The 20,487-nt window shown below is 67.8% G+C and carries 20 protein-coding genes; 8 read left to right on the forward strand and 12 right to left on the reverse strand.

Annotated elements, in window-relative coordinates; all coding sequences use genetic code 11:
• Positions 1-61: 61 nt before the first annotated feature.
• Positions 62-1,471, forward strand: coding sequence for a DUF5129 domain-containing protein (locus CETAM_RS12405; protein WP_156229135.1), 1,410 nt, complete (start codon positions 62-64; stop codon positions 1,469-1,471).
• Here CETAM_RS12405 and CETAM_RS12410 read toward each other — a convergent pair.
• From CETAM_RS12410 to glf, 3 genes are all read right to left on the reverse strand, one after another.
• The gene (locus CETAM_RS12410) at positions 1,468-2,109 is read right to left on the reverse strand and encodes a three-helix bundle dimerization domain-containing protein (RefSeq protein WP_156229136.1); all 642 of its coding nucleotides are present in this window, start codon (positions 2,107-2,109) and stop codon (positions 1,468-1,470) included. The two genes, CETAM_RS12405 and CETAM_RS12410, sit on opposite strands and share 4 nt — an antisense overlap.
• Before the next feature lie 354 nt (positions 2,110-2,463).
• A complete protein-coding gene (locus tag CETAM_RS12415) occupies positions 2,464-3,108 on the reverse strand; it encodes an arsenate-mycothiol transferase ArsC (protein ID WP_156229137.1) in 645 nt (214 codons plus the stop codon).
• 133 nt (positions 3,109-3,241) lie between these two features.
• On the reverse strand, positions 3,242-4,435 hold the full coding sequence (glf, locus tag CETAM_RS12420; protein WP_156229138.1) for a UDP-galactopyranose mutase: 1,194 nt from the start codon (positions 4,433-4,435) through the stop codon (positions 3,242-3,244).
• Between the two features lie 196 nt (positions 4,436-4,631).
• Here glf and CETAM_RS12425 point away from each other — a divergent pair, with 196 nt between their 5' ends.
• Positions 4,632-6,671, forward strand: a complete 2,040-nt coding sequence (locus CETAM_RS12425) for an N-acetylmuramoyl-L-alanine amidase (protein WP_156229139.1) — start codon at positions 4,632-4,634, stop codon at positions 6,669-6,671.
• 15 nt (positions 6,672-6,686) lie between these two features.
• On the opposite strand, the gene glpK is transcribed toward CETAM_RS12425, so the two are convergent.
• The 4 genes from glpK to serS are packed head-to-tail and all read right to left on the reverse strand — an operon-like array spanning position 6,687 to position 11,283.
• Entirely contained in the window at positions 6,687-8,195 is a 1,509-nt protein-coding gene (glpK, locus tag CETAM_RS12430; protein ID WP_156229140.1) for a glycerol kinase GlpK, read from the reverse strand.
• Positions 8,196-8,231: 36 nt separating this feature from the next.
• Positions 8,232-9,068 carry an HAD family hydrolase gene (locus CETAM_RS12435; RefSeq protein ID WP_156229141.1) on the reverse strand — a complete coding sequence of 279 codons (837 nt, stop codon included), beginning with the start codon at positions 9,066-9,068 and terminating at the stop codon, positions 8,232-8,234.
• A gap of 11 nt (positions 9,069-9,079) precedes the next feature.
• Positions 9,080-10,021 carry a lysophospholipid acyltransferase family protein gene (locus tag CETAM_RS12440; RefSeq protein WP_197085746.1) on the reverse strand — a complete coding sequence of 314 codons (942 nt, stop codon included), beginning with the start codon at positions 10,019-10,021 and terminating at the stop codon, positions 9,080-9,082.
• Between the two features lie 2 nt (positions 10,022-10,023).
• Positions 10,024-11,283, reverse strand: coding sequence for a serine--tRNA ligase (serS, locus tag CETAM_RS12445; protein WP_156229142.1), 1,260 nt, complete (start codon positions 11,281-11,283; stop codon positions 10,024-10,026).
• 117 nt (positions 11,284-11,400) lie between these two features.
• Between serS and CETAM_RS12450 the strand changes: the two genes are divergently transcribed.
• The 3 genes from CETAM_RS12450 to CETAM_RS12460 are packed head-to-tail and all read left to right on the forward strand — an operon-like array spanning position 11,401 to position 13,598.
• Positions 11,401-12,168 (forward strand): GntR family transcriptional regulator, encoded by a 768-nt coding sequence (locus tag CETAM_RS12450; protein WP_156229143.1) that lies wholly within the window; start codon positions 11,401-11,403, stop codon positions 12,166-12,168.
• A gap of 36 nt (positions 12,169-12,204) precedes the next feature.
• Positions 12,205-13,233 carry a septum formation family protein gene (locus tag CETAM_RS12455; protein ID WP_156229144.1) on the forward strand — a complete coding sequence of 343 codons (1,029 nt, stop codon included), beginning with the start codon at positions 12,205-12,207 and terminating at the stop codon, positions 13,231-13,233.
• Between the two features lie 17 nt (positions 13,234-13,250).
• A complete protein-coding gene (locus tag CETAM_RS12460; protein WP_156229145.1) occupies positions 13,251-13,598 on the forward strand; it encodes a metallopeptidase family protein in 348 nt (115 codons plus the stop codon).
• Positions 13,599-13,616: 18 nt separating this feature from the next.
• Here the strand turns inward: CETAM_RS12460 and CETAM_RS12465 are convergent, their stop codons facing one another.
• Together CETAM_RS12465 and pheA are read right to left on the reverse strand one after the other, a co-directional pair.
• Positions 13,617-14,303, reverse strand: a complete 687-nt coding sequence (locus CETAM_RS12465) for a histidine phosphatase family protein (protein WP_156229146.1) — start codon at positions 14,301-14,303, stop codon at positions 13,617-13,619.
• 7 nt (positions 14,304-14,310) lie between these two features.
• Entirely contained in the window at positions 14,311-15,258 is a 948-nt protein-coding gene (gene pheA / locus CETAM_RS12470; RefSeq protein WP_156229147.1) for a prephenate dehydratase, read from the reverse strand.
• 34 nt (positions 15,259-15,292) lie between these two features.
• Here pheA and CETAM_RS12475 point away from each other — a divergent pair, with 34 nt between their 5' ends.
• The 3 genes from CETAM_RS12475 to CETAM_RS12485 are packed head-to-tail and all read left to right on the forward strand — an operon-like array spanning position 15,293 to position 18,496.
• Positions 15,293-16,519 carry an amidase gene (locus CETAM_RS12475; RefSeq protein ID WP_156229148.1) on the forward strand — a complete coding sequence of 409 codons (1,227 nt, stop codon included), beginning with the start codon at positions 15,293-15,295 and terminating at the stop codon, positions 16,517-16,519.
• A complete protein-coding gene (locus tag CETAM_RS12480; RefSeq protein WP_156229149.1) occupies positions 16,516-17,244 on the forward strand; it encodes a CPBP family intramembrane glutamic endopeptidase in 729 nt (242 codons plus the stop codon). Before CETAM_RS12475 ends, CETAM_RS12480 begins: the two co-directional genes overlap by 4 nt.
• 10 nt (positions 17,245-17,254) lie before the next feature.
• The gene (locus CETAM_RS12485; protein WP_156229150.1) at positions 17,255-18,496 is read left to right on the forward strand and encodes an LCP family protein; all 1,242 of its coding nucleotides are present in this window, start codon (positions 17,255-17,257) and stop codon (positions 18,494-18,496) included.
• 78 nt (positions 18,497-18,574) lie between these two features.
• On the opposite strand, the gene CETAM_RS13975 is transcribed toward CETAM_RS12485, so the two are convergent.
• Genes CETAM_RS13975 through CETAM_RS12495 form a run of 3 tightly spaced genes read right to left on the reverse strand, consistent with a single transcriptional unit; the run spans position 18,575 to position 20,471 of the window.
• Entirely contained in the window at positions 18,575-19,093 is a 519-nt protein-coding gene (locus CETAM_RS13975) for an IS5 family transposase (RefSeq protein WP_197085747.1), read from the reverse strand.
• Entirely contained in the window at positions 19,086-19,505 is a 420-nt protein-coding gene (locus CETAM_RS13980; RefSeq protein ID WP_197085748.1) for an IS5 family transposase, read from the reverse strand. The genes CETAM_RS13975 and CETAM_RS13980 overlap by 8 nt, the downstream gene beginning before the upstream one ends.
• Positions 19,506-19,550: 45 nt before the next feature.
• The gene (locus tag CETAM_RS12495; protein ID WP_156229151.1) at positions 19,551-20,471 is read right to left on the reverse strand and encodes a DUF5926 family protein; all 921 of its coding nucleotides are present in this window, start codon (positions 20,469-20,471) and stop codon (positions 19,551-19,553) included.
• Positions 20,472-20,487: the final 16 nt, after the last annotated feature.

A 20,487-nucleotide genomic window follows, 5' to 3' on the forward strand; every position in this document is an offset into this window, starting at 1 on the left:
TAGTGCTCCCGGCGTGGAATTCGCGGCACACTCACCGGGACGGCACTCTATCCTTGGTGCCATGAGAGCCCTCGCCCCCCGCCTGTTCGCGTGCCTGTTCCTCGGAGTGGGTCTGCTGGGACTCTCCCCCACGGCCCTGATGTCCCCCGCCGCGTTCGCCCGGGAAGCCTCCCGCGCGGTGGAGGTGATCGACCTGGCGGGGGAACTGAGCGCCGAGGATGAGCAGCTGCTGCTGGAACGCACCCCGGGGATCGCGCTGCCCGCCGAGGTCAGCGACGTCACCTACATCCTCTTCCCCGAGAACGACGACAACCTCAACGACACGGTCCGGCAATTCGGCGAGGACGAGCGCCCGGACCTCATCAGCGGGGAGCGTGACAAATGGGCGCCGGGCGCGCTCATCGTGGCGGTGGGTCTGGATCCCAACCGGATGGGCGTGTACTGCGGCGATGACGTGTGTGCGGCAACCGGCATCTACGGGGAGGGCCGTCTGGACGGCATTCTCGACCGGATGGAGACTCCCCTGCGCAACGGCAACTGGGCGGCCGGCATGCTCGAGGGTGCCACGGCCGCGGGAGATCCGACCGCGGTCCGGGAGACCACGTCGCTCCCTGGCTGGGTGGGCTGGGCGGTCGGCGGCGGCGCCGCAGTGCTGGGCGTGGGCGGCGCGGGCGCAGGGATCACCCTGACACGCAGGTCCCGGGCGAAGAAGGCCCGCGAGCAGTTCGACGTGGTGCAACGTGACTACGGTCGTATCGCCCAGGAGCTGCAGGCCATCGACGTGCGCGCGCATTCGCTGACCTCTCCGCTGGCCAATGATTCTCTGCGGAGGCAGTGGGAGGAGGTCAAGGAGGGTTTCCTCGGTCTCAACAGGACCTTCGACGAACTTGAGGGGCTGACGCTGGGTTCCCCGGACGCGGAGTTCCGCAGGCACAGGAAGTCCATCTCCACGGCGCATGAACAGGTCACCCGGATGAAGACAGCGGAGGAGCACATTGAGCTGCTCGCGAACATGGAGCACGGCGACGCGGAGGTCCGTCGCCGGGAGCTGACGGAACTGCACGAGGACGTCCTGGCCGCCTCGGGAGGCATCGGGGATCAGGGTCTCCGGGAGCGCCTCTCGCTTCTTGACGCCCGCGTTCTCGACCTCCGCTCCCGTCTGGACTCCCCCGGGTTCATGGACGAGTTCGCCGACCTGGTCACCGATCATCGCGTTCTGGTGGAGGCCGCCCGGGAGCGCCTCTACCAGGAGTCTGGCACCAAGGCGGTCAGCAGTTCCGACCGCACGGCGCCCGCGGTATGGGATTCGGGCTGGCGCCCGGCCTACGGCTACGGCAACTACGTGCCTTATGCCGTGGTGTACAGCTGGCACCACGCGGATCAGCAGGCGGCAGCCAGTTCATCGTCGTCCGCCACGACAGGATACTCATCGGGTGGGTTCTCCGGCGGCGGCGGCTCCCGGGGGTTTTAGGCGGCCAGTCGCTGGACGGAGAGCGGGACAAACGGGATGTCCAGATCGGTGAGCATGCCGGCGATGCGGGCCTCCAGGTCGTAAGCGAAGGTGCGGACCTGCTCGATGTTCATGCCGTCGGTCTGCGGAACGTCCCACCGGATGAAGCTGCGGCCCGGCAGGTCGACCGGCTCCTCGCCGTCCAGGTAGACCACGATGTCGGCGGCGGCGACGGTGCGCTCCCGCTTGCTGTCGTAGCTGACGGCGTCGGCGCGCAGACCACGCTCATCCATCACCCACTCGATGAGGGAGTCCCGACGGTTCTCCGGATGAGTGTCCGCAACGGTGGCCACGACGGCGTTGTCGCTGATGCGGCGCGCGATGGCGGCGGCCAGAATCGCACGGGCGGCGTTGGTGCGGCTGGCGAAGAGGATCCGCTTGCGTGGGGTACCTATACTCCCGTGGACCCACAGGTGCTCCTCGATCCGCTCGGCCGCCTCACGGTGGACAAGCAGCGGCATGAAGTCGGGGACACGCGTGGTGGCGGCGTGCTCGGAAATCACCGCATCGAGGATGGTGTCGATGGTCGAGCAATCGGCGCGGTGGCCGAAGCGGGTGTACAGGTCGTGACGGACGGGATGGAAAACGTTTGCGTTCATTTTTTCTCACTTTCTCGGTGCGGCGGGGCATGCGCCCTGCCACAATTTGTTTACCCGCTGTTCACTGTAGATGAACAGCGGATGAACATGCAAGCGTTTTCCTAGGACTTTGAGAAACGATCCGACATTTTCGCAGGTCAATCACGTTAACCTTGCGTTAACCTGACCTCCCCCAGCCAGGTGACCAACGCCACAATGTCGCCCGAGGCCGCCCCCGTGACGACGCCGCTGAGCCACCAACGACAACGCCGTCACCACGACGGGGCGGGTGACGGCGGGGGTCGACAGGCAAGGGAGAACGGTTGATGGCACACGGCCTTCAGGCCGCCACGTCAGGCAGGGACACGCGGTCGGCTAGCCGTTCGCGGCGACCCCGGAGACGGCCTCCTGCGGCTCGATGTCCAGTTCGCGGAGCAGCTCGCGGACGTGCGCCTCCACCTCATCCGCGATGCGGCGGACGGTGCCGAGCCCCCGGCCGGCCGGGTCGCCGATGTTCCAGTACACGTAACGGTGGCCCGGGACGGCGGGAATCTCATGGACCCCCATGAGCACGACGACCTCCGCGCGGTGCACCGTGCGCGGGACGATCGCCGACTTGTAGATGTACTCCGTGGAGATGCCACGCTCCTCCAGCACTGCGAGAACGTTCGGATCGACGCCGCTCTCCGGCTCAAGGCCGATGGAACGCACGAAGACCCGGTCGCCGACGAGATGGTGGGTGATACAGGCCGCGAGCTGGGAACGGCCGGCGTTGCGCTGGCACACGTAGAGCACCTCGGGGCGGGCCACAGCGTTCGGGTCGCTCCTGGTGGCGAGCTGCTCGAGCACCTCGGACACCTCACGCTCGACGAGCACCGGCAGGTAGGTCTTGATCCTGGCCCGCTCAGTGATCTCGCCAATGGTCCGGTCGACGAGGTCATCGATCACCTCAGCCTCGAAGTGCTGGCCGTAGCGGCGGTGCATGTCCTCGCGGACGATGGCGAAACGGTCACCGGTCATTGTGATGACGCCTTTCTGTACGGGCGAGCGATAGAACTAAAGGTTGTTCTTGCGTTAACCTGTTGTTAACTTTACGCCGGGCGGGTTGTGGGGGCAAGGATTTATCACGCATGTCAAGACGACATATGTCACCTTAATGTCCGCGTTCCTGCTCCAGGGGAGCACCGTCCACGAAGTACGGCGTGAGCTTGTTGTCGAACAGTGTCAACGCCGCCGCAATCGCCATATGCATGTCCAGGTACTGGTAGGTACCCAGGCGGCCACCGAAGAGCACCTTGTGGTCCCGGGCCTCGGCAGCGGCAAGCTCGCGGTAGGCCTTGAGCATCTCCCGGTCCTCCGGCGTGTTGATCGGGTAGTACGGCTCGTCACCCTCCTCGGCGAAGCGCGAGTACTCCTTCATGATCACCGTCTGATCCTTCGGATAGACCTCCTCGCGCTCCGGGTGGAAATGACGGAACTCGTGGATGCGGGTGTACGGGACGTCCGCATCGTTGTAGTTCATCACCGGAGTGCCCTGGAAATCGCCGGTCTCCAGCACCTCGGTATGGAAGTCCAGGGTTCGCCAGCCGAGCTGACCCCCCGAGTAGTCGAAGTAGCGGTCGAGCGGGCCGGTGTAGACCACCGGCGCATCCGGCGACTCGGCACGCAGCTGATCACGGACCTCGAACCAGTCGGTGTCCAGGCGGACCTCGATGAGTTCATGCCTGGCCATCCGCTCGAGCCACGCGGTGTAGCCGTCGACGGGAAGTCCTTCGTAGGTGTCGCTGAAGTAGCGGTTGTTGAAGGTGTAGCGCACCGGCAGGCGGGTGATGTTGGAGGCCGGCAGGTTCCTGGGGTCGGTCTGCCACTGTTTGGCGGTGTAGTCGCGGATGAAGGCCTCGTAGAGGGGGCGGCCGATGAGCGAGATCGCCTTCTCCTCCAGGTTGGTGGCGTCGGCGGGGTCGATCTCGCTGGCCTGCTCCCTGATGAGTTCCCGTGCCTCATTCGGGGAGTAGTAGCGACCGAAGAACTGGTTGATCATTCCCAGCCCCATGGGGAACTGGTAGGCGGTGCCGTCGTGCATCGCGAAGACGCGGTGCTGGTAGCCGGTGAAGCCGGTGAACTGGTTGACGTAGTTCCACACGCGCTCATTGGAGGTGTGGAAGAGGTGGGCACCGTACTTGTGGATCTCGATCCCAGTCTCCGGCTCAGCCTCTGAATAGGCGTTTCCGCCGAGGTGGGAGCGGCGCTCGACGAGGAGCACCTTCTTGCCCAGCTGGCTGGCGGCACGCTCCGCCACCGTGAGTCCGAAGAGGCCGGAGCCGACAACAATAAGGTCGTAGGTCATGGCTGTCAGGCTAACCGACGCCCGCCCGGCCCACCCGATACGACACCTTTCGCGAAAAGCAGGACGACCCCAGGCACCTCACCTTTAACTATGGTCTTCGCGGGCCACTTGAGTATCGCCAACCACGAATATGCACTACAGTTCACTCTGACATATTGCGCCCCAAAAAATATCAGCAATTTCAGGAGTATCCACCGTGCAGCAACGACGCCGAATCGCCACGCCACGGCAGGCCAGCGTCAGTCCGACGTTGGCTGTCGTCCTTTCGCTTGCCCTTGCCGTTTCTGCCGCGTTCGGTGGAAACCAGATCCTGAAGACCCAGGACACCGGTGGCAACCCCATCGACGTCACCTCCGCCGAGGCCTCCTTCGCCGACGGCGCCAACGTCGTGGTCGAGGACGCGGCCATCGCCGCCCAGTCCGGCGTCCCCGGACCACGCACCGTCAAGGAGTTCAGCCGCGAGGATCAGTTCTCCATGTTCGCCGTCACCTGGAACGGCTACCGCGACATCGCCGCCTACGTCCGCTCCGAGCAGCCCGACGGCTCCTGGGGCCCCTGGTGGGCCGCGGAGCCGATCGGCCAGACCGGCCCCGGCGGGGAGAACGGCACCGAGCTGCTCTTCGTCGAACCCACCAACCGTGTCCAGGTGTCCATCACCGGCGTGGACTTCGTGGGCGAACCCGCCGAGGAAGCCGCTCCGGCGGCCGCTCCCGAGGTGGCCGACGTGGACATCAACGTCGCAGAGGCACCGGCCCCCGAGCCGGCCCCGGCCCCGGCTCCCGCCCCTGAGCCCGCACCGGCCCCGGCCGGACTTGCCCCGCTGCCGAGCAACTACGGCGACATCCAGCCCGTCGCCGACGTGGCCGACGCCACGGACCTGGGCGTCGTGTTCATCGACGGCCGTGCGGAGGAGGGCGGCATCGCACTGGCCACAGACTCGGTCACCTACGGCATGCCGAAGGTGGTCACCCGCGCCGGCTGGGGCGCCAATGAGAGCAACCGCTGCCGGAACGCCACCTACGATGACGGCCTGCAGGCGGCCGGCGTCCACCACACCGCGGGTTCCAACAACTACACCAGGGCGCAGTCCGCCAGCATCGTCCGGGGAATCTACGATTACCACGCACGCACCCTGGGCTGGTGCGATGTGGGTTACAACGCGCTCGTCGACAAGTACGGCACCATCTACGAGGGCCGCTACGGCGGCCTGGACAAGAACGTCCAGGGTGCGCACATCGGCGGCTTCAACCACAACACCTTCGGCATCTCCATGATGGGCAACTACGACGTCGCCCCGACCACCCCGGAGATGGTCAACTCCGTCGGCGAGATGATCGGCTGGAAGGCCGCCATCTCGGGTTTCGACCCGAAGGGTTCCGCCCGCTACACCCCGCTCAGCTTCAACGGCTCGAAGTACCAGGGCGGCGTCTCCATGACCCTGCCCAACATCTTCGCCCACCGCGATGCCCACAACAACGCATGCCCGGGAACCTTCGGCTACGCACAGATGGGCACCATCCGGAGCGTCGCGTCGCAGAAGTACCAGGCGATCAGGTCCGGCTCCACCGGCACGACCACCACGACTGCGCCGTCCACCACGACCACCACGACCACCACTGCCCCGCCGACGGACGTCGACACGCAGCCGGAGCCGTCCACCACGCCGATCCAGCCCAGTGAGCCGGCACCGCAGAATGACACCATCGCCCTGCTGAGCAGCGCCGCCAACGGCGAGCAGACCGCCCTGCTGACCATCATCGGCTCGTTGGCCGCGCTCGCCGTCACCTACTTCACCACCAACGGTTCCCTGCCGGGGACCACCACTCAGGTCGGTGACGTGCAGGTCCTCGAGGGAATCACGCTCGCCGACCTCAAGCCCGTGCTGGACGTCGCCTCTTCCCTGGCCGGGGACACGAAGACCACCCAGGCCGTCAACCGGGTGAACACCACTTACGGTGCGGTCCTGGGCGAGCCGCGTGGTGGAGTGAATACCCAGGACGCCACCTACGCCCTGTTCGACAACGGCATCGTGCTCGATGAGACCGGATCGGACGAAGCCCGCGCACTCTGGGGCAGCATCGGCGATCTGTGGGCCGGCCAGGGCTTTGACCTCGGCCCCCTGGGCATGCCGCTGAACGAGCAGTACAACGAGGGCGACCTGGTCCGCGTCGACTTCGAGGGCGGCTACGTCACCGTCGACCCGGCCACGGGCGACGTGAACGTCAAGCTCAACTAGACGCGGCGGAGGGGTTCACGCCCAGTCGAGGGAACGCTCCACCGCCCGGTTCCAGTCCGCCACCAGCGCATCACGCTGCTCGGCCGACCACTGGGGTGACCAGGAGCGGTCCGCAGCCTGGCGGTCGCGGACGTCGGCAAGCGATGACCAGTAACCACCGCCCACTCCGGCAGCGAACGCGGCGCCGAGGGCGGTGGTCTCGATGTTGGTGGGGCGGACCACGTCGGTGCCCAGGAGATCCGCCTGCAGCTGCATGAGCAGGTTGTTCGCGGTCATGCCGCCGTCGACACGCAGGCTCGTGGGCCGGATCCCCGAATCCGCGATCATCGCCTCGACGACCTCACGGGTCTGCAGCGCCGTCGCCTCGAGAGCCGCCCGCGCGAAGTGGCTGCGGTCGGCGAAACGGGTGAGCCCGACGATGACCCCGCGGGCGTCGGGACGCCACCGCGGAGCGAACAGCCCCGAGAAAGCGGGGACGATGAACACACCGCCGTTGTCCTCGGCCGCGATCCGCTCCACCTCGGCGGCCGAGCGGATGATCCCCAGCTGATCGCGCAGCCACTGGATCAACGAACCCCCCACCGCGACGGATCCCTCCAGCGCATAAACCGGGGGTTGCCCCTCGATCTCATAGAGCACCGTCGACAGGAGGCCGTGTTCGCTGAACTGCGGGGTTGTCCCCGTGTTGAGCAGCAGAAACAGGCCCGTCCCGTAGGTGTTCTTCGCGTCGCCGACCTCGAAGCACCCCTGCCCGAACATCGCCGCCTGCTGGTCGCCCAGCACGCCCGTAATCGGCACTCCCGCGAGCGTGCCGCGTCTCCGGACCCTGCCGAACCCGCTTATCGACGCCGCGATCTCCGGCAGCACCCGCACCGGCACCCCGATCTCCGCACACAGCTCCGGATCCCACCGGCGCGTCCGCAGATCCATGAGCAGCGTGCGCGAGGCGTTGGTGACGTCGGTCGCGTGCACCGCGGGCCGCCCGTCGTCACCGCGCGCCCCGCCGGTGAGGTTCCACAGCAGCCACGTGTCGATCGTGCCCGCCAGCAGCTCCCCCTTCTCCGCACGCTCCCGGGCGCCCTCGACGTGGTCGAGTATCCACGCGATCTTCGGGCCGGCGGGATAGGAGTTGGCCAGCAGCCCCGTCCGGTTCAGCCACCGGGCCGGATCCCCGCGGCCGATGTCCGCGGTCCGGGTGTCCTGCCAGACGATGGCGTTGTAGATGGGCCGACCCGTGGCCTTCTCCCACACCACGGCGGTCTCGCGCTGGTTGGTCACCCCGAGTGCGACGATGTTGGCCGGGGAGACGTCGATGTCCACCATCGCCGTCGACACCGCCCGACGCGTGTTCGCCCAGATCTCCAGCGGGTCATGCTCCACCCAGCCCTGCTGCGGCATGATCTGCTCGTGCTCGTACTGGCCGGAGGACACGACCCGGCCGTCATGGTCGATGATGACGCAGCGTGTGGACGTCGTGCCCTGATCGATCGCGGCCACAAAACGTTTCGGAGAGGATGCAGTCACAGCCCCAAGTGTGCCACGTGCCGGGCCTCCCAACCCTCAGAACCAGCGCTCCAGTACCTGCGCCACGCCGGCCTCCTCGTTGGTGGCGGTCACATGGTCGGCGGCGTCCTTGACCGAGTCGCGGGCGTTGCCCATGGCGACCCCGGTTCCGGCCCAGAGGAGCATCTCGATGTCGTTGGGCATGTCGCCGAAGGCGATGACGTCCGTCTGGTCGATGCCGTGAAGCTTGGCCAGCGTGGACACCCCCAGCGCCTTGGTCACGCCGGGCGCGGCAACTTCGAGCAGGCCTTCGTTCATGGAGAAGGTCAGATGGGCGACATCAGCGTCAACGAGGGGGGCGAGGAGTTCGTACATCTCCGGCGCGCTGAGGAACTCGTTGCGCAGCAGCATCTTCACGGCCGGTTCTCCGATGACCTCGTGCTCGGGCAGGATCCCGTAGCCCTGGGCCTCCCAGGTGTGGAGGTAATCCGGGGAGATGACGAACATCTCCTCCTCCGGGTCGAAGGCCGAGACCCCGACGCGTTCACAACCGATGGCCACGCCGCCGACATCGTGGAATGCCTTCCGGGCCAGGTCGAGGACCTCGCCCATCGTCTCCGGCTGCAGGGTGTGGGAGTGGAGCACCCGGTCGTTCGCCGAGTCGTAGAGCACCGCACCGTTGGCGGTGACGCACACCGGTCGGATGGGCAGCTGGTCAAGGACCGGGAAGATCCACCGGTGGGGCCGTCCGGTGGCCAGTGCCACCTCGGTACCTTCCCGGACAGCGCGGACCACCGCGTCACGGACCCGTGGCAGGATCCGTTCCTGCGAATTGAGCAGTGTGCCGTCGACGTCGCTGGCCACCAGTTTCGGTGTCGGCCCGAGAGTGTCCATGGTGGTGGTCGCTACCTCCTGAATTTTTCCTTCATCGAATCGATGAAGGTCCGTGCGTTGCCGAGCGCCGCGTCGGCACGCCTGTCGAGTTTCGCCGCGGCCTTCTTCTCCCGCTTGGCCGCCTTGGCGGCACGGGCCCGGCTGTCGATCTCGGCGGCGTCGGCAAGCGTCGGTGCAGTGCCGCCCATGGCGGCGGGGATCCAGTATTCGCCGGCCGGGAAGGGACCGTAGGCGCGCTGGTAGTCGTCGCGGACGCGGTCGAGGAGGACCTGCATGGCGTCCTTGAGCCGCTGGATCGCCTCCTCCGGGTCGCCGCCCGGGTCGACAGGTTCGCCGACCCGGATGAACACCGGAGTGTTGGTGCGCCCCAGACGCTTGGGGTGGTCCTTGGTCCAGATCCGCTGGGAACCCCAGATGGCCATGGGGATCAGGGGGGTTCCGGCCTCGGCGGCGATACGGACCGCACCGTTCTTGAACTCCTTGAGTTCGAAGGAACGCGAGATCGTGGCCTCCGGGAAGATGCCCACCAGCTGGCCGTCGCGCAGATGCGCCTCGGCTTCCTCACGGGATGACGCCCCGCTGGACCGGTCCACCGACACATGCTTCATTGCCCGCATGAGGGATCCCGCGACGGGAGTGTCGAAGATCTCCTTCTTGGCCATGAACCTGACCAGCCGTCGGCCGCGCAGATGCGCCGGGATCCCCCCGAAGATGAAGTCGTAGTAGCCGGTGTGGTTGATCGCCAGCATCGCTCCCCCGGTGGTGGGGATGTTCTCCGCACCGAAGACGGTGATCCTGACGCCCTGGGCCCGGAGAATGGCCTTGACAATGCGGATGATGGTGCCGTTGTAGACCGGCTCCTTCGCTTCCGTGGGATGGTCCGGCACCTTCGCCAGGTCGACGGGCGCGTAGATCATCCCGCCCCGCTTCCCGAACTTTCGCTGATCCGCCATCACTACTTCCCCGGCTCGAGGATGTCCTTGCCCACGAAGGGGCGCAGGGCCTCAGGGACGACAACCGAGCCGTCGGCCTGCTGGTGGTTCTCCAGGATCGCCACCAGCCAGCGGGTGGTGGCCAGCGTGCCGTTGAGGGTGGCTGCGGTCTGGGTCTTACCCTCGGCGTCGCGGTAGCGGGTGTTCAGGCGACGGCCCTGGAAGGTGGTGCAGTTCGAGGTGGAGGTCAGCTCGCGGTAGGTCCCCTGGGTGGGCACCCATGCCTCGGTGTCGAACTTGCGGGCCGCGGAGGAACCGAGGTCGCCCCCGGCGACGTCGATGATGCGGTAGGGCACCTCGACGGCGGCGAGCATCTCGCGCTCCATGTTCAGCAGCGCCTGGTGCTGTTCCGCGGCCTCCTCCGGCCGGCAGTAGACGAACATCTCGAGCTTGTCGAACTGGTGGACACGCAGGATGCCGCGGGTGTCCCTGCCGTAGGAACCGGCCTCACGGCGGAAGCAGGAGGACCAGCCGGTGTAACGGACAGGGCCCCGGGAAAGGTCGATGATCTCGTCCTTGTGGTAGCCGGCCAGGGCCACCTCGGAGGTGCCCACCAGGTAGAGGTCGTCGCGCTCGAGGTAGTAGATCTCATCCGAGTGCTCGCCGAGGAAACCGGTGCCGGCCATGATCTCCGGGCGCACGAGCACCGGGGGGATCATCAGCTGGAAGCCGGCCTCGCGGGCCTTCTGCGCGGCCAGCATCATCATGCCCAGCTGCAGGAACGCTCCGTCACCGGTGAGGTAGTAGAAGCGGGAGCCGCCGACCTTGGTGCCGCGCTCCATGTCGATCAGGTTCAGGCTGGTACCCAGCTCGAGATGGTCCCTCGGCTCGAAGTCGAAGGTCCTCGGTTCACCGACGTGCTCGAGGACGACGAAGTCCTCCTCGCCACCGGCCGGCGCGCCTTCGACCACGTTGGAGATCCTGAACTGGATCTCGGCGACCTTCCCCTCCGCGGCCTTCTGCGCCTCCTCGGCCTCCTTGACCTTGGCCTTCAACTCGTTGGAACCTTCGAGCAGTGCCGGGCGGTCCGCCGGGGCGGCCTGGCCGATCTTCTTGCCGAAGGCCTTCTGTTCAGAGCGCAGCGCGTCCGCCGCCTGGATCGACGCGCGACGGGACTCGTCGGCGGCAATCAGCTGGTCGACCAGCTCAGGGTCCTCGCCACGGTTGATCTGTGAGGCGCGGACGACATCGGGGTTCTCGCGGAGGAATTTGAGATCAATCACGGGTATCAGCCTACCGCGCGGACCCGCCGCCCGTGCCGCGACCTGCGCACTCCCGCGGATGGCATTCGATGTGCCATTCGACTCCACTGGTAATAACCACCGGTCTAGGATGGAACCATGGCTGCAACGCCGCGCAGCACGCGCCAACCCGATCTGCCCGCCACCGAGATCACGGACGGGCCGGTACCGAAGCACGCACAGCTCCGCGCAATCCTCGAGGAGCTGTGCGACACCCGGCTGCACCCGGGTGACCTGCTCCCCGGCGAGCGGGTGCTGGAGGAGACCTACGGAGTCTCCCGCATCACCGTCCGCCGGGCGATCGGTGACCTGGTCATATCAGGTCGGTTGCGCCGCGCACGCGGCAAGGGCACCTTCGTGGCGCCGAACCCGCTGTTCTCACGCCTGCACCTGGCGTCCTTCAGCTCCGAGATGGAGGCCCAGAACGTGGCTGCCAGCTCGAAGATCCTGTCCTCCGCCCGGGCGACGGCACCGCAGGAGGTGCTGACGTTCTTCGGCGGGGACCCGCGGACGCCGCACACCCACCTGCGCCGCCTGCGACTCGGCGACGGCGAGCCGTACTCCATCGACGACGCCTGGTACAACGCCGAACACGTGCCTGATCTCCTGGAGAATGACGTCTACAAATCCGTCTACTCGATCCTCGACGAGGACTACCAGGTCCCCGTCACGGAGGCCGACCAGGTGGTCACCGCGGTCAACGCAGATGACCGGACGGCATCGCTTCTCGACGTCGCGCCCGGCACCGCCCTGCTCCGGATCGTCCGACTCTCCCGTTCCCGTGAGCTGCCGGTGGAATGGTGTTCCTCGGTGTACCGGACCGACCGCTACCGCCTGAGCACACGCGTCACCCGCGTTGTGGAGTAGATTTTCCGCCCTGCCCGGGTGCACAATGGGGGGACTATGACGACCCGTACCGTCCGCTCAGCGGCAGCCGTGCGTATCGGCCTGGTGGCCGCGCTGGCCGCCGCCGTCGCCGTCGGCTCCTACGACTACTTCTCCGCCGCCGGTTCCGGCACATCCGCATCCGGTGGCGGCACGTCGATCTCGGGTCCGGCCGTCCCCACCGACGGTGCCAACCCGACCGGTGTCGCCCCGTTCACCACGGCTGATGTCGGATCCTGCCTGACCTGGGACATCGCCGCAGACGGTACGGTGAGCAACTTCCAGCAGGCGGACTGCTCAGCTGAGCACCGCTTCGAGATCTCCGCCAGGGAGAACCTGGCCACCTATCCGTCCTCGGAATTCGGCACGAATGCCACCATGCCGGATCTCACCCGCCAGGCACAGCTGCGTGAGGAGCTGTGCCACACCCCGACCATGCGTTACCTGGGGGGACGATTCGATCCGGTGGGCCGCTACTCCATCGCCCCGATCCTGCCCTCCGCGGAGGCGTGGGCCGCGGGCGACCGGACGATGCTGTGCGGCGTCCAGGCGACTGATGCGGAGGGCACCTCGACGCTCACCGTCGGCGCCGCAGCGGAGCAGGACCAGGCGGTGGTCGCCGAGCCGGGGGCCTGTGTGTTCGTGGACGAGTCCCGTTCGTTGCGCACCGTGGACTGCGCGGCGGACCATCAACTGGAGACCACCCTCGTGGTGGATCTGGCGCCGGTGTTCCCGGAGGGCACCCCGAGCATCGAGGACCAGGACAACCATCTGCGGGACGTGTGTTTCCAGGCCGCGATCGGCTACCTCGGTGAAGAGGAGAACCTCTACCAGTCCACCCTGCAGCCCTACTGGGGCACCCTGCAGGAGGTCTCGTGGGTCGGCGGGTCCCGGTCCGTGAACTGCTCCCTGGTCTTCGCCGACGCGGCCGGCGGCTTCGCCACCCTCAACGGCACGGCCCGCGACGGTCGCGGGGGATTCACCATCAACGGCCAGCCCCCGGCGGAGCCGCCGCCGCGCAACCCTCTGCGCGAGCCCGGGGCGTAGGCGGGGGGGGCCGCGTAGTGGTGCATGTCAGCGAAGAGCGTTTCGGCGACATGGTCGACGACGCCCTCGACCGCATACCCGAGGAATTCGCCCGCCGCATGACCAACGTCGTCGTGCTGGTGAGTGACTTCAACGAGGTCCAGCCGGAGATCCTCGGCCTCTACGAGGGGGTGTCGCTGACGGAGCGCACCTTCGACCACACCGGTTTCCTGCCGGACGCGATCTCCATCTACAAGGGGGCACTCGAGGCACACTGCCACACCGAGGAGCAGCTGGCCGAGGAGGTCATGGTGACCGTGTTCCATGAGGTCGGCCACTACTTCGGCATGGATGAGGAAGCCCTGCACCGCCTGGGCTGGGGCTGAGCCTTCCTCCCGGATCGATCAGATCTGGTGCTCGACGTCGGCCCAGCGCACGAGGTTCCACTCCCCGAAGGGCCGGTCGCCCGGTTCCAGGACGATGAAACGGCAGTTACCCAGATATCCGGCGAAGGCGAAGTCGGGGTCGACGCCCGCGGCGTGGGTGGCCATGGTGCGGATCGCCGCGCCGTGACTGACCACGAGGACGTCCCTGTCCGCGCCGGTGCCCAGGTGCGTTTCCGCGAGGTTCTCCATGACCGGCCGATAGCGGTTCATCAGCTCGACATAGGTCTCGCCGCCGGGGATCCGCGCAGTGCCGTCTGCGTCGAGCCAGCCGCGGAGAGCCGTGGCATAGGAACGGTGTGCGCCATCGTCGGCGAGCATCTCGTGGTCGCCTGCGAAGATCTCGTGGAGGCCCACTTCGACGTCGATACGCATCTGGTGCTCCCGGAGCCCGGCGGTCTGCTCGAATGCGTTCATCGCCAGGACCGCGGTCTGCTGGGCCCGCAGCGCCACGGAACTGACGACCGCCTCCAGCCTTCCCGCTGAACCATTGCCGGCGCCGCAGTACTCGACGAGTTCGGCGCCGACGTTCCACGCCTGGTTGCGTCCCGTGTCGGTGAGTTCGGCGCCCGGCGGCCGGGTGTCCAGCCTGCGGGCGACGTTGCTGTAGGTCTGTCCGTGGCGCAGGAGAATGAGTCGTCCGGTCATGGCGGTCCTAGAGTTCCTTTCCTTCACGCGCGGCGCTCACCCAGGCGGTGGCGCGCCGGAGTCGGGCAAGGTCGGTGACGAGCGCCTCCTCCCGACCGCCGCGGCCCGGGGTGGGCCAGGAACCGAGGTAGGTGATGTCCTCGGCGCGCAGCCACAGTGCACGCAGGGCCTCGGCGAGCGGGACGTCGTCGATGTGCCCGACGAGGTCGGCGTAGAAGTGGTACGTGCCGAACTCCCGGCGCGTCGGCCGTGACTCGATGCGGCTGAGGGAGACCCCGCGCAGGGAAAACTCGGTCAGCGCCCCGACGAGGGTGCCCGGTTCATTGGGCAGCGTGAACACGACGGTGGTCTGGTCGGAACCGGTACGCGGCGTGGGCACTCCGCGTGGCCCGACGACGACGAAACGGGTGCGGGCCCCGGCCACGTCGGCCACGCCCTTCTCCACCACGTCCAGGCCGAAGAGCACGGCGGCGCGGTCCGGGGCCGCGGCGGCGTCGGCCCGTCCTTCGGCGACCGCCTCCGCGGCTGCGGCGTTGGAGGAGGCAGGGAGGAACTGTGCGTCGGGGATGTTGGCCGCCAGCCACTTACGGACCTGCTGGTGGGCGACCGGGTGGGTGGCGAAGGTCTTCACGTCCGCCAGCTGCACGCCGGGGCGGACCATGATGGAGAAGGCGATCTGGATCTCCAGCTCGTGGTAGATCTGCACGCCGCCGCCCTCGACCAGCGCATCGAAGGTGGAGGTCACCGCGCCGTCCACGGAGTTCTCGATGGCCACGCACGCGAACTGGGCGCGTCCCTCCCGCACCGCCTCGAGTGCCTCGCGCGGCGAACTGACGGGCAGCTGCGCAACATGCTTCGGCCCGAAGGCCCCGGCGGCCGCGAAGCGGAGCAGTGCGGCCTCGGTGAATGTGCCGGCGGGACCGAGGTAGGCGACGGTGACGGTGGGTTCAGTCATGTCTGCCAGCCTAGACAGTCGTATTCTGGTCCGCATGACCACTTCCCTGCGCGATCTCGCCGCATCGCTGCGCTGCGGTGAGGTGACGGCGGTGGAGCAGGTCGAGGAACTCGCGGAGCGTCTGTCGGGGCTCACCGGCACCGAGCACGGTTTCTCCCACCTGGCGCTCGAGCAGGCCCACGAACAGGCGGAACGGGCGGACATGGTCACCACCGCGCAACGCGGCCGCCTCCATGGCCTGCTCATCCCCGTCAAGGATCTCTCCAACGTGCGCGGCATGCCCACGACCTTCGGCTCCGTGCACCGCACCCGCCGCGCCGAGGCCACAGACACCGTCCCGCAGGCGTTTCTCGACGCCGGCGCCATCATCCCCGGCAAGTCCTCCGCCGCCGAGCTGGGTCTGATGATCTACACGGAACCGCCCGGCCTCGCCGCCCCCGACAACCCGCTGTGGCCCGGTCACACCCCGGCCGGTTCCTCGGGTGGTGCGGCAGTGCTGGTGGCGCGCGGAATCCTGCCCGCCGCGCACGCCTCCGACGGCGGCGGATCCATCCGCGTCCCCGCCGCGGCCTGTGGAGTCGTCGGTTTCAAGCCTTCCGCACCCCGGCTGGCGGCGCAGGGTTTCATCACCCGCACGCTCGACGACACCGCCTTCCTCCACCGCCTCTCCCCTGAGCCCGGTCGCCGCCGCATTGGTGTGCTCACCCAGCCGCTCTTCGCCGGCTCCCCCGTGGATGATGTCCACCTGCGCGCCGTGGACGCGGCCGCCGCCACGTTGCGGGAGGCCGGCCACGACGTCGTCGAGGTCCACCCCTACCCCTCCGCCGAGGAAACCTTCGACGCTTTCACCACCATCTTCACCGCGAAACTCGTCGGCCTGCCCGGCCCCGCGGAGGATCTCGTCGGGTGGCTGCGCGCCCACGGCCGGGCCATCAGCAGCAACCGCCTCGCCGCCGCCGACAGGCACGCCGACCACCTCGGCCGCCACCTCGCCGGGTACTGGGGCGTCGACGCCCTGCTCACCCCCATGACCACGACCGATCCCCCAGCCATCGGCCATTTCGCGCTTCTGCGCCCGGCCGAGAATTTCCTCGAGCAGACCCGCTGGTCACCGTGGGGATCGCTCTTCAACATGACCGGCCACGCCGCAGTGTCCGTCCCCTGGCCTGTCCCCGGTCGCCCGCCCGTCGGCGTGCACCTCGGTTCCCTCACGCTTTCCGACGCCGCCCTGCTCTCCCTCGCCCGGGAACTCCACGAATGAAACGGCGCCTGCACACCGAGATCCTCATCGTCGTGGCCCTCACCTTCGGCATCTCCGGGATCCGGGCGCTCCTGCGCCTCGCTGACGCGCTCATCGACCCCCGCCCCCTCGACGAGCAGCAGGTCGCCCTCCACCAGACCCTGTCCCACAGTCCCTGGATCGACCTCGGTCTCCAGCTGGCCTCCGCCGCCACCCTTCTCGCCTACGGCGCGCTGGCTCTCCACCTGCTCGCCGGTGACGTCCGTTTCACCCGCCCCGACCTCAGGGACCTCGGGTGGGGTGCAGGCTTGGCGGCGGTCATCGGCATCCCCGGGCTCGCGTTCTATGCGACGGCGGTGCACTTCGGCCTGTCGCGGGAGGTGATCCCCACCACTCTCAACCACCCCTGGACCGAGGTCCCCGTCCTGCTCGTCTGGTCCTTCGCCAACGCCTTCGGCGAGGAGATGGTGGTGGTGATGTACCTGCTCACCCGTCTCCGGCAACTGGGGTGGGGGTTGCCCGCAGCGCTGGCAGCCTCCAGTGCGCTGCGCGGCAGCTACCACCTCTACCAGGGAATTTCCGCCGGCTTCGGCAACATCGTCATGGGGCTGCTCTACGGCTGGTTCTACTGGCGCACAGGACGGGTCTGGCCGCTCGTCATCGCACACTTCCTCATCGACGCCGTCGCCTTCGTCGGCTACACCGCCCTCGGTGGGGACCTCTCATGGCTGGGGTTGACTGACTAGTCTGATTCTCATGCATGAACGCGACCCCAGGCAGCGCGAACCCCACCCCGGCCGTTCCGCTGATCCACGCGACTCCGATGACATCGTCCGTGGTCGCGACGGCCGTCCCCTGGTCGATCGCTTCGGTCGCCCTGTCCGCCGCCGCCCGGCCGCCTCCCCCGCTGAAAGGCGGCCGGGCGCTGAGCGCAGTGAGCCACCGCGGCGGCGGCCGCCGCGTCGAGAAGCACCCCCGGCAGACCGGCCGCAGCAGTACATACCGCCGCGCCGCGAGGAGCGGCCCCGCTACCAACAGGCACCACCGGCGCCACCGGCACGGCCCGCGCCGCCGGCCCCTCCGCGAGCCCGCCGCCGGTCACGGGGCGGCCCCCTGCGCATGATCGGCTGGATTCTGGCCGTGTTTCTCGTGCTCAGCCTGTCCATGATGTTGTGGGCGGACGCGCAACTCAACCGCGTCGACGCCCGGCCCGAGGCCCGCGTCGCAGACACCGCCGGCACCAACTGGCTGCTCGTCGGCTCCGACTCGCGCCAGGGGCTTTCCGACGACGACGTCGACCGCCTCGGCACCGGCGGTGACATCGGCGTCGGACGCACCGACACGATCATGATCCTGCACATCCCCACCACAGGCCAGGCCCGGCTGGTGTCCCTGCCCCGTGACTCCTACGTCAGCATCCCCGGCTACGGCGAGGACAAGATCAACGCCGCCTTCACCTTCGGCGGCCCGACGCTGCTGACCACCACCGTCGAGCAGGCCACCGGCCTGCGCATCGACCGCTACGCGGAAATCGGCATGGGTGGACTCGCCAACGTCGTCGACGCCATCGGTGGCGTCGAGCTCTGCCCGGCCGAACCCATCACCGATCCCCTGGCCAACCTCAACGTGGCTGCGGGCTGCCAGGAGATGGACGGCCCCACCGCCCTCGGCTACGTGCGCACCCGCGCAACAGCGCTGGGCGACCTTGACCGTGTCAACCGCCAGCGCGAGTTCTTCGCCGCCCTGATCGACCAGTCCACCAGCCCGGCCACCCTGCTCAACCCCTTCCGGTTCGTGCCGCTGGTCAACAGCACCGCCAGCTCCTTCACCGTGGGCAGAAGCGACCACGTCTGGCATCTCGCCCGCGTCGGCCTGGCCATGCGAGGCGGAGTCCAGACCGAGACCGTGCCGGTGGCGGGCTTCGCCGACTACGCCGTGGGCAACGTCGTCCTCTGGGATCAGGTCGGCGCGCAGACGCTCTGGGACTCGATGAAGTAGCCGCCGAAGATTTCTGCCGGCACAGAAAAACCGGGCCCCTCACCCCGGAGGGTGAATGGCCCGGCCGTGTGAGGGGAGCTAGGGCGTGTCTCCTAAAGCTCTGAGCCAGGTGAGCACAGCACAGAGCACGACGGCTCCACGATAAACCACGGCGAGTTTGTCATAGCGGGTGGCCAGGCCCCGCCACTGCTTGGCCAGGGCAAACGCCCGCTCGACAACATTGCGGCCCTTGTAGGCATGAGGGTCAAAGGCGGGCGGGCGCCCACCTTTGCTGCCTCTACGTTTACGGGCCGCGATACTGTCACGCTTTTCAGGAATGACCGCCACGATCCCCCGCTTACGCAGGTCACGCCGAATCACCGTCGTCGCGTAGCCACGGTCAGCCAGGACCGCATCCGGACGCGACCGCGCCCGCCCGGGACCCATGCGCGGGACGTGGATGTCGTCGAGCACAGCCTGAAGCATCGCACCGTCGTTGCGCTGCCCGCCGGTGACCACCACAGACAGGGGACGGCCGTGTCCGTCGACGCCGGCGTGAATCTTGCTCGACAGCCCACCGCGCGACCGGCCAATTCCATGACCTGCTGGTTCAGTCAACGCCAGCGGCAGATTCTTGTGATTCGATCGAGCCCCCTGTGTCCTGCTCGGGCCGGGTCGTGTTCGTCGCGTGCTGGTGGGCACGCGCGATCGAGGCGTCGACGGAGACGTTCCAGTCGATCTTTCCTTCCGCATCGGCCACCGTCAGCAGGTAGGTCAGGACGGCATCCCACGTGCCGTCGGCGCAGTAGCGGCGGTGCCGTTTCCAGACGGTCTGCCAGGGGCCGTATTCATCGCGGGGCAGGTCCCGCCACGGGATTCCGGTGCGGTAGCGGTAGATGATGCCCTCAACGACCAGCCGACTGTTGTGAAAGGGACGACCCCGCTGCCCATCACTGCTGGGCAGAAGGCGCTCAACCGTCTCCCACTGGTGGTCGGTCAGGACGCGAAACCGACTTTTGGTGTCACTCACCGATCCAGTATCGCCCCACCGACCAACCTATTTAGGAGACACGCCCTAGCGGATGGTCACCTGGCGGGACTTGATGTTCTGCAGCTGCTTGCGCTCCTCGCTGCTGAGCTGGGCGTCGTTGGCGATCTCGGCGTCAACGGCCGAGGACACGCGCTCCAGCTCATCGCCGTAGGAGTCGAAGGGGACCGACGGGTCGAGGTCGAAGACCGGGACGATGATGCCGTGGGTACGGAAGACGCCGGCAAACCTGGTGCCTTCACCCAGGTTGAATTCACCACGGGCGGCGACACGTGCAAGCGCGTTGAGCAGGGCGTCCTCGTTGTCGTCGGGGCGGATCCAGCGGATGTGCGCCTTGCCGCCGCCGGGGTTGACCCACCAGACTGCGCCGGGGATCCCGGTGTCCACGCGGTGGGATTCCACGACGGAATCATTGGCGCTCTGGAGGGCCTGACCGGTGACCTGATCGAGCTCGAAACCCTCCGGGAGCCACCAGTTGAAGTCCTGGTGCTCGGTGACCTCCAGCTCTGCGTCAGCGGAGATGAGCTCGCTCAGAGCCGGCTGGGAACCGTCGGCGATACCGGAATCCAGGTTCTGACCGGGCTGGGCGCTCTTCACCCAGTTGAGGGCGTAGGCGAGGTCGCGGCCGGGGTTCTGGCTCGGGGACGCGGTCTGCAGGGCGACGTAGGCGTCGCCGCCGTCGGCTTCCTCACGGATGAGCGCCGCGGAACCGCCGGGCAGGACGGTGGCGATGTAGACGTCGCGGTCGATACCGTTGACGGCGACTTTGGCCACCGCGGAGGGGACGAACTCCTGCAGGGCGATGAGGTCCGCCTCGCCGCCGATGCCGCCGTAGGGGCGGGCCTCCTTCTCGAGGGAGGCTCTTTCGGCGGCGCGGGCGGCGAGCTTCGCTTCACGGCGGCTCATGCCCTCGGGCAGGTTCTCGTTCTTCTTGATCTTCTTGGCCATGGGTCAAAGATACCTG

Origin of the sequence: Corynebacterium comes (assembly GCF_009734405.1) — a bacterium.
GTDB classification, from domain to species: Bacteria; Actinomycetota; Actinomycetes; order Mycobacteriales; family Mycobacteriaceae; genus Corynebacterium; species Corynebacterium comes.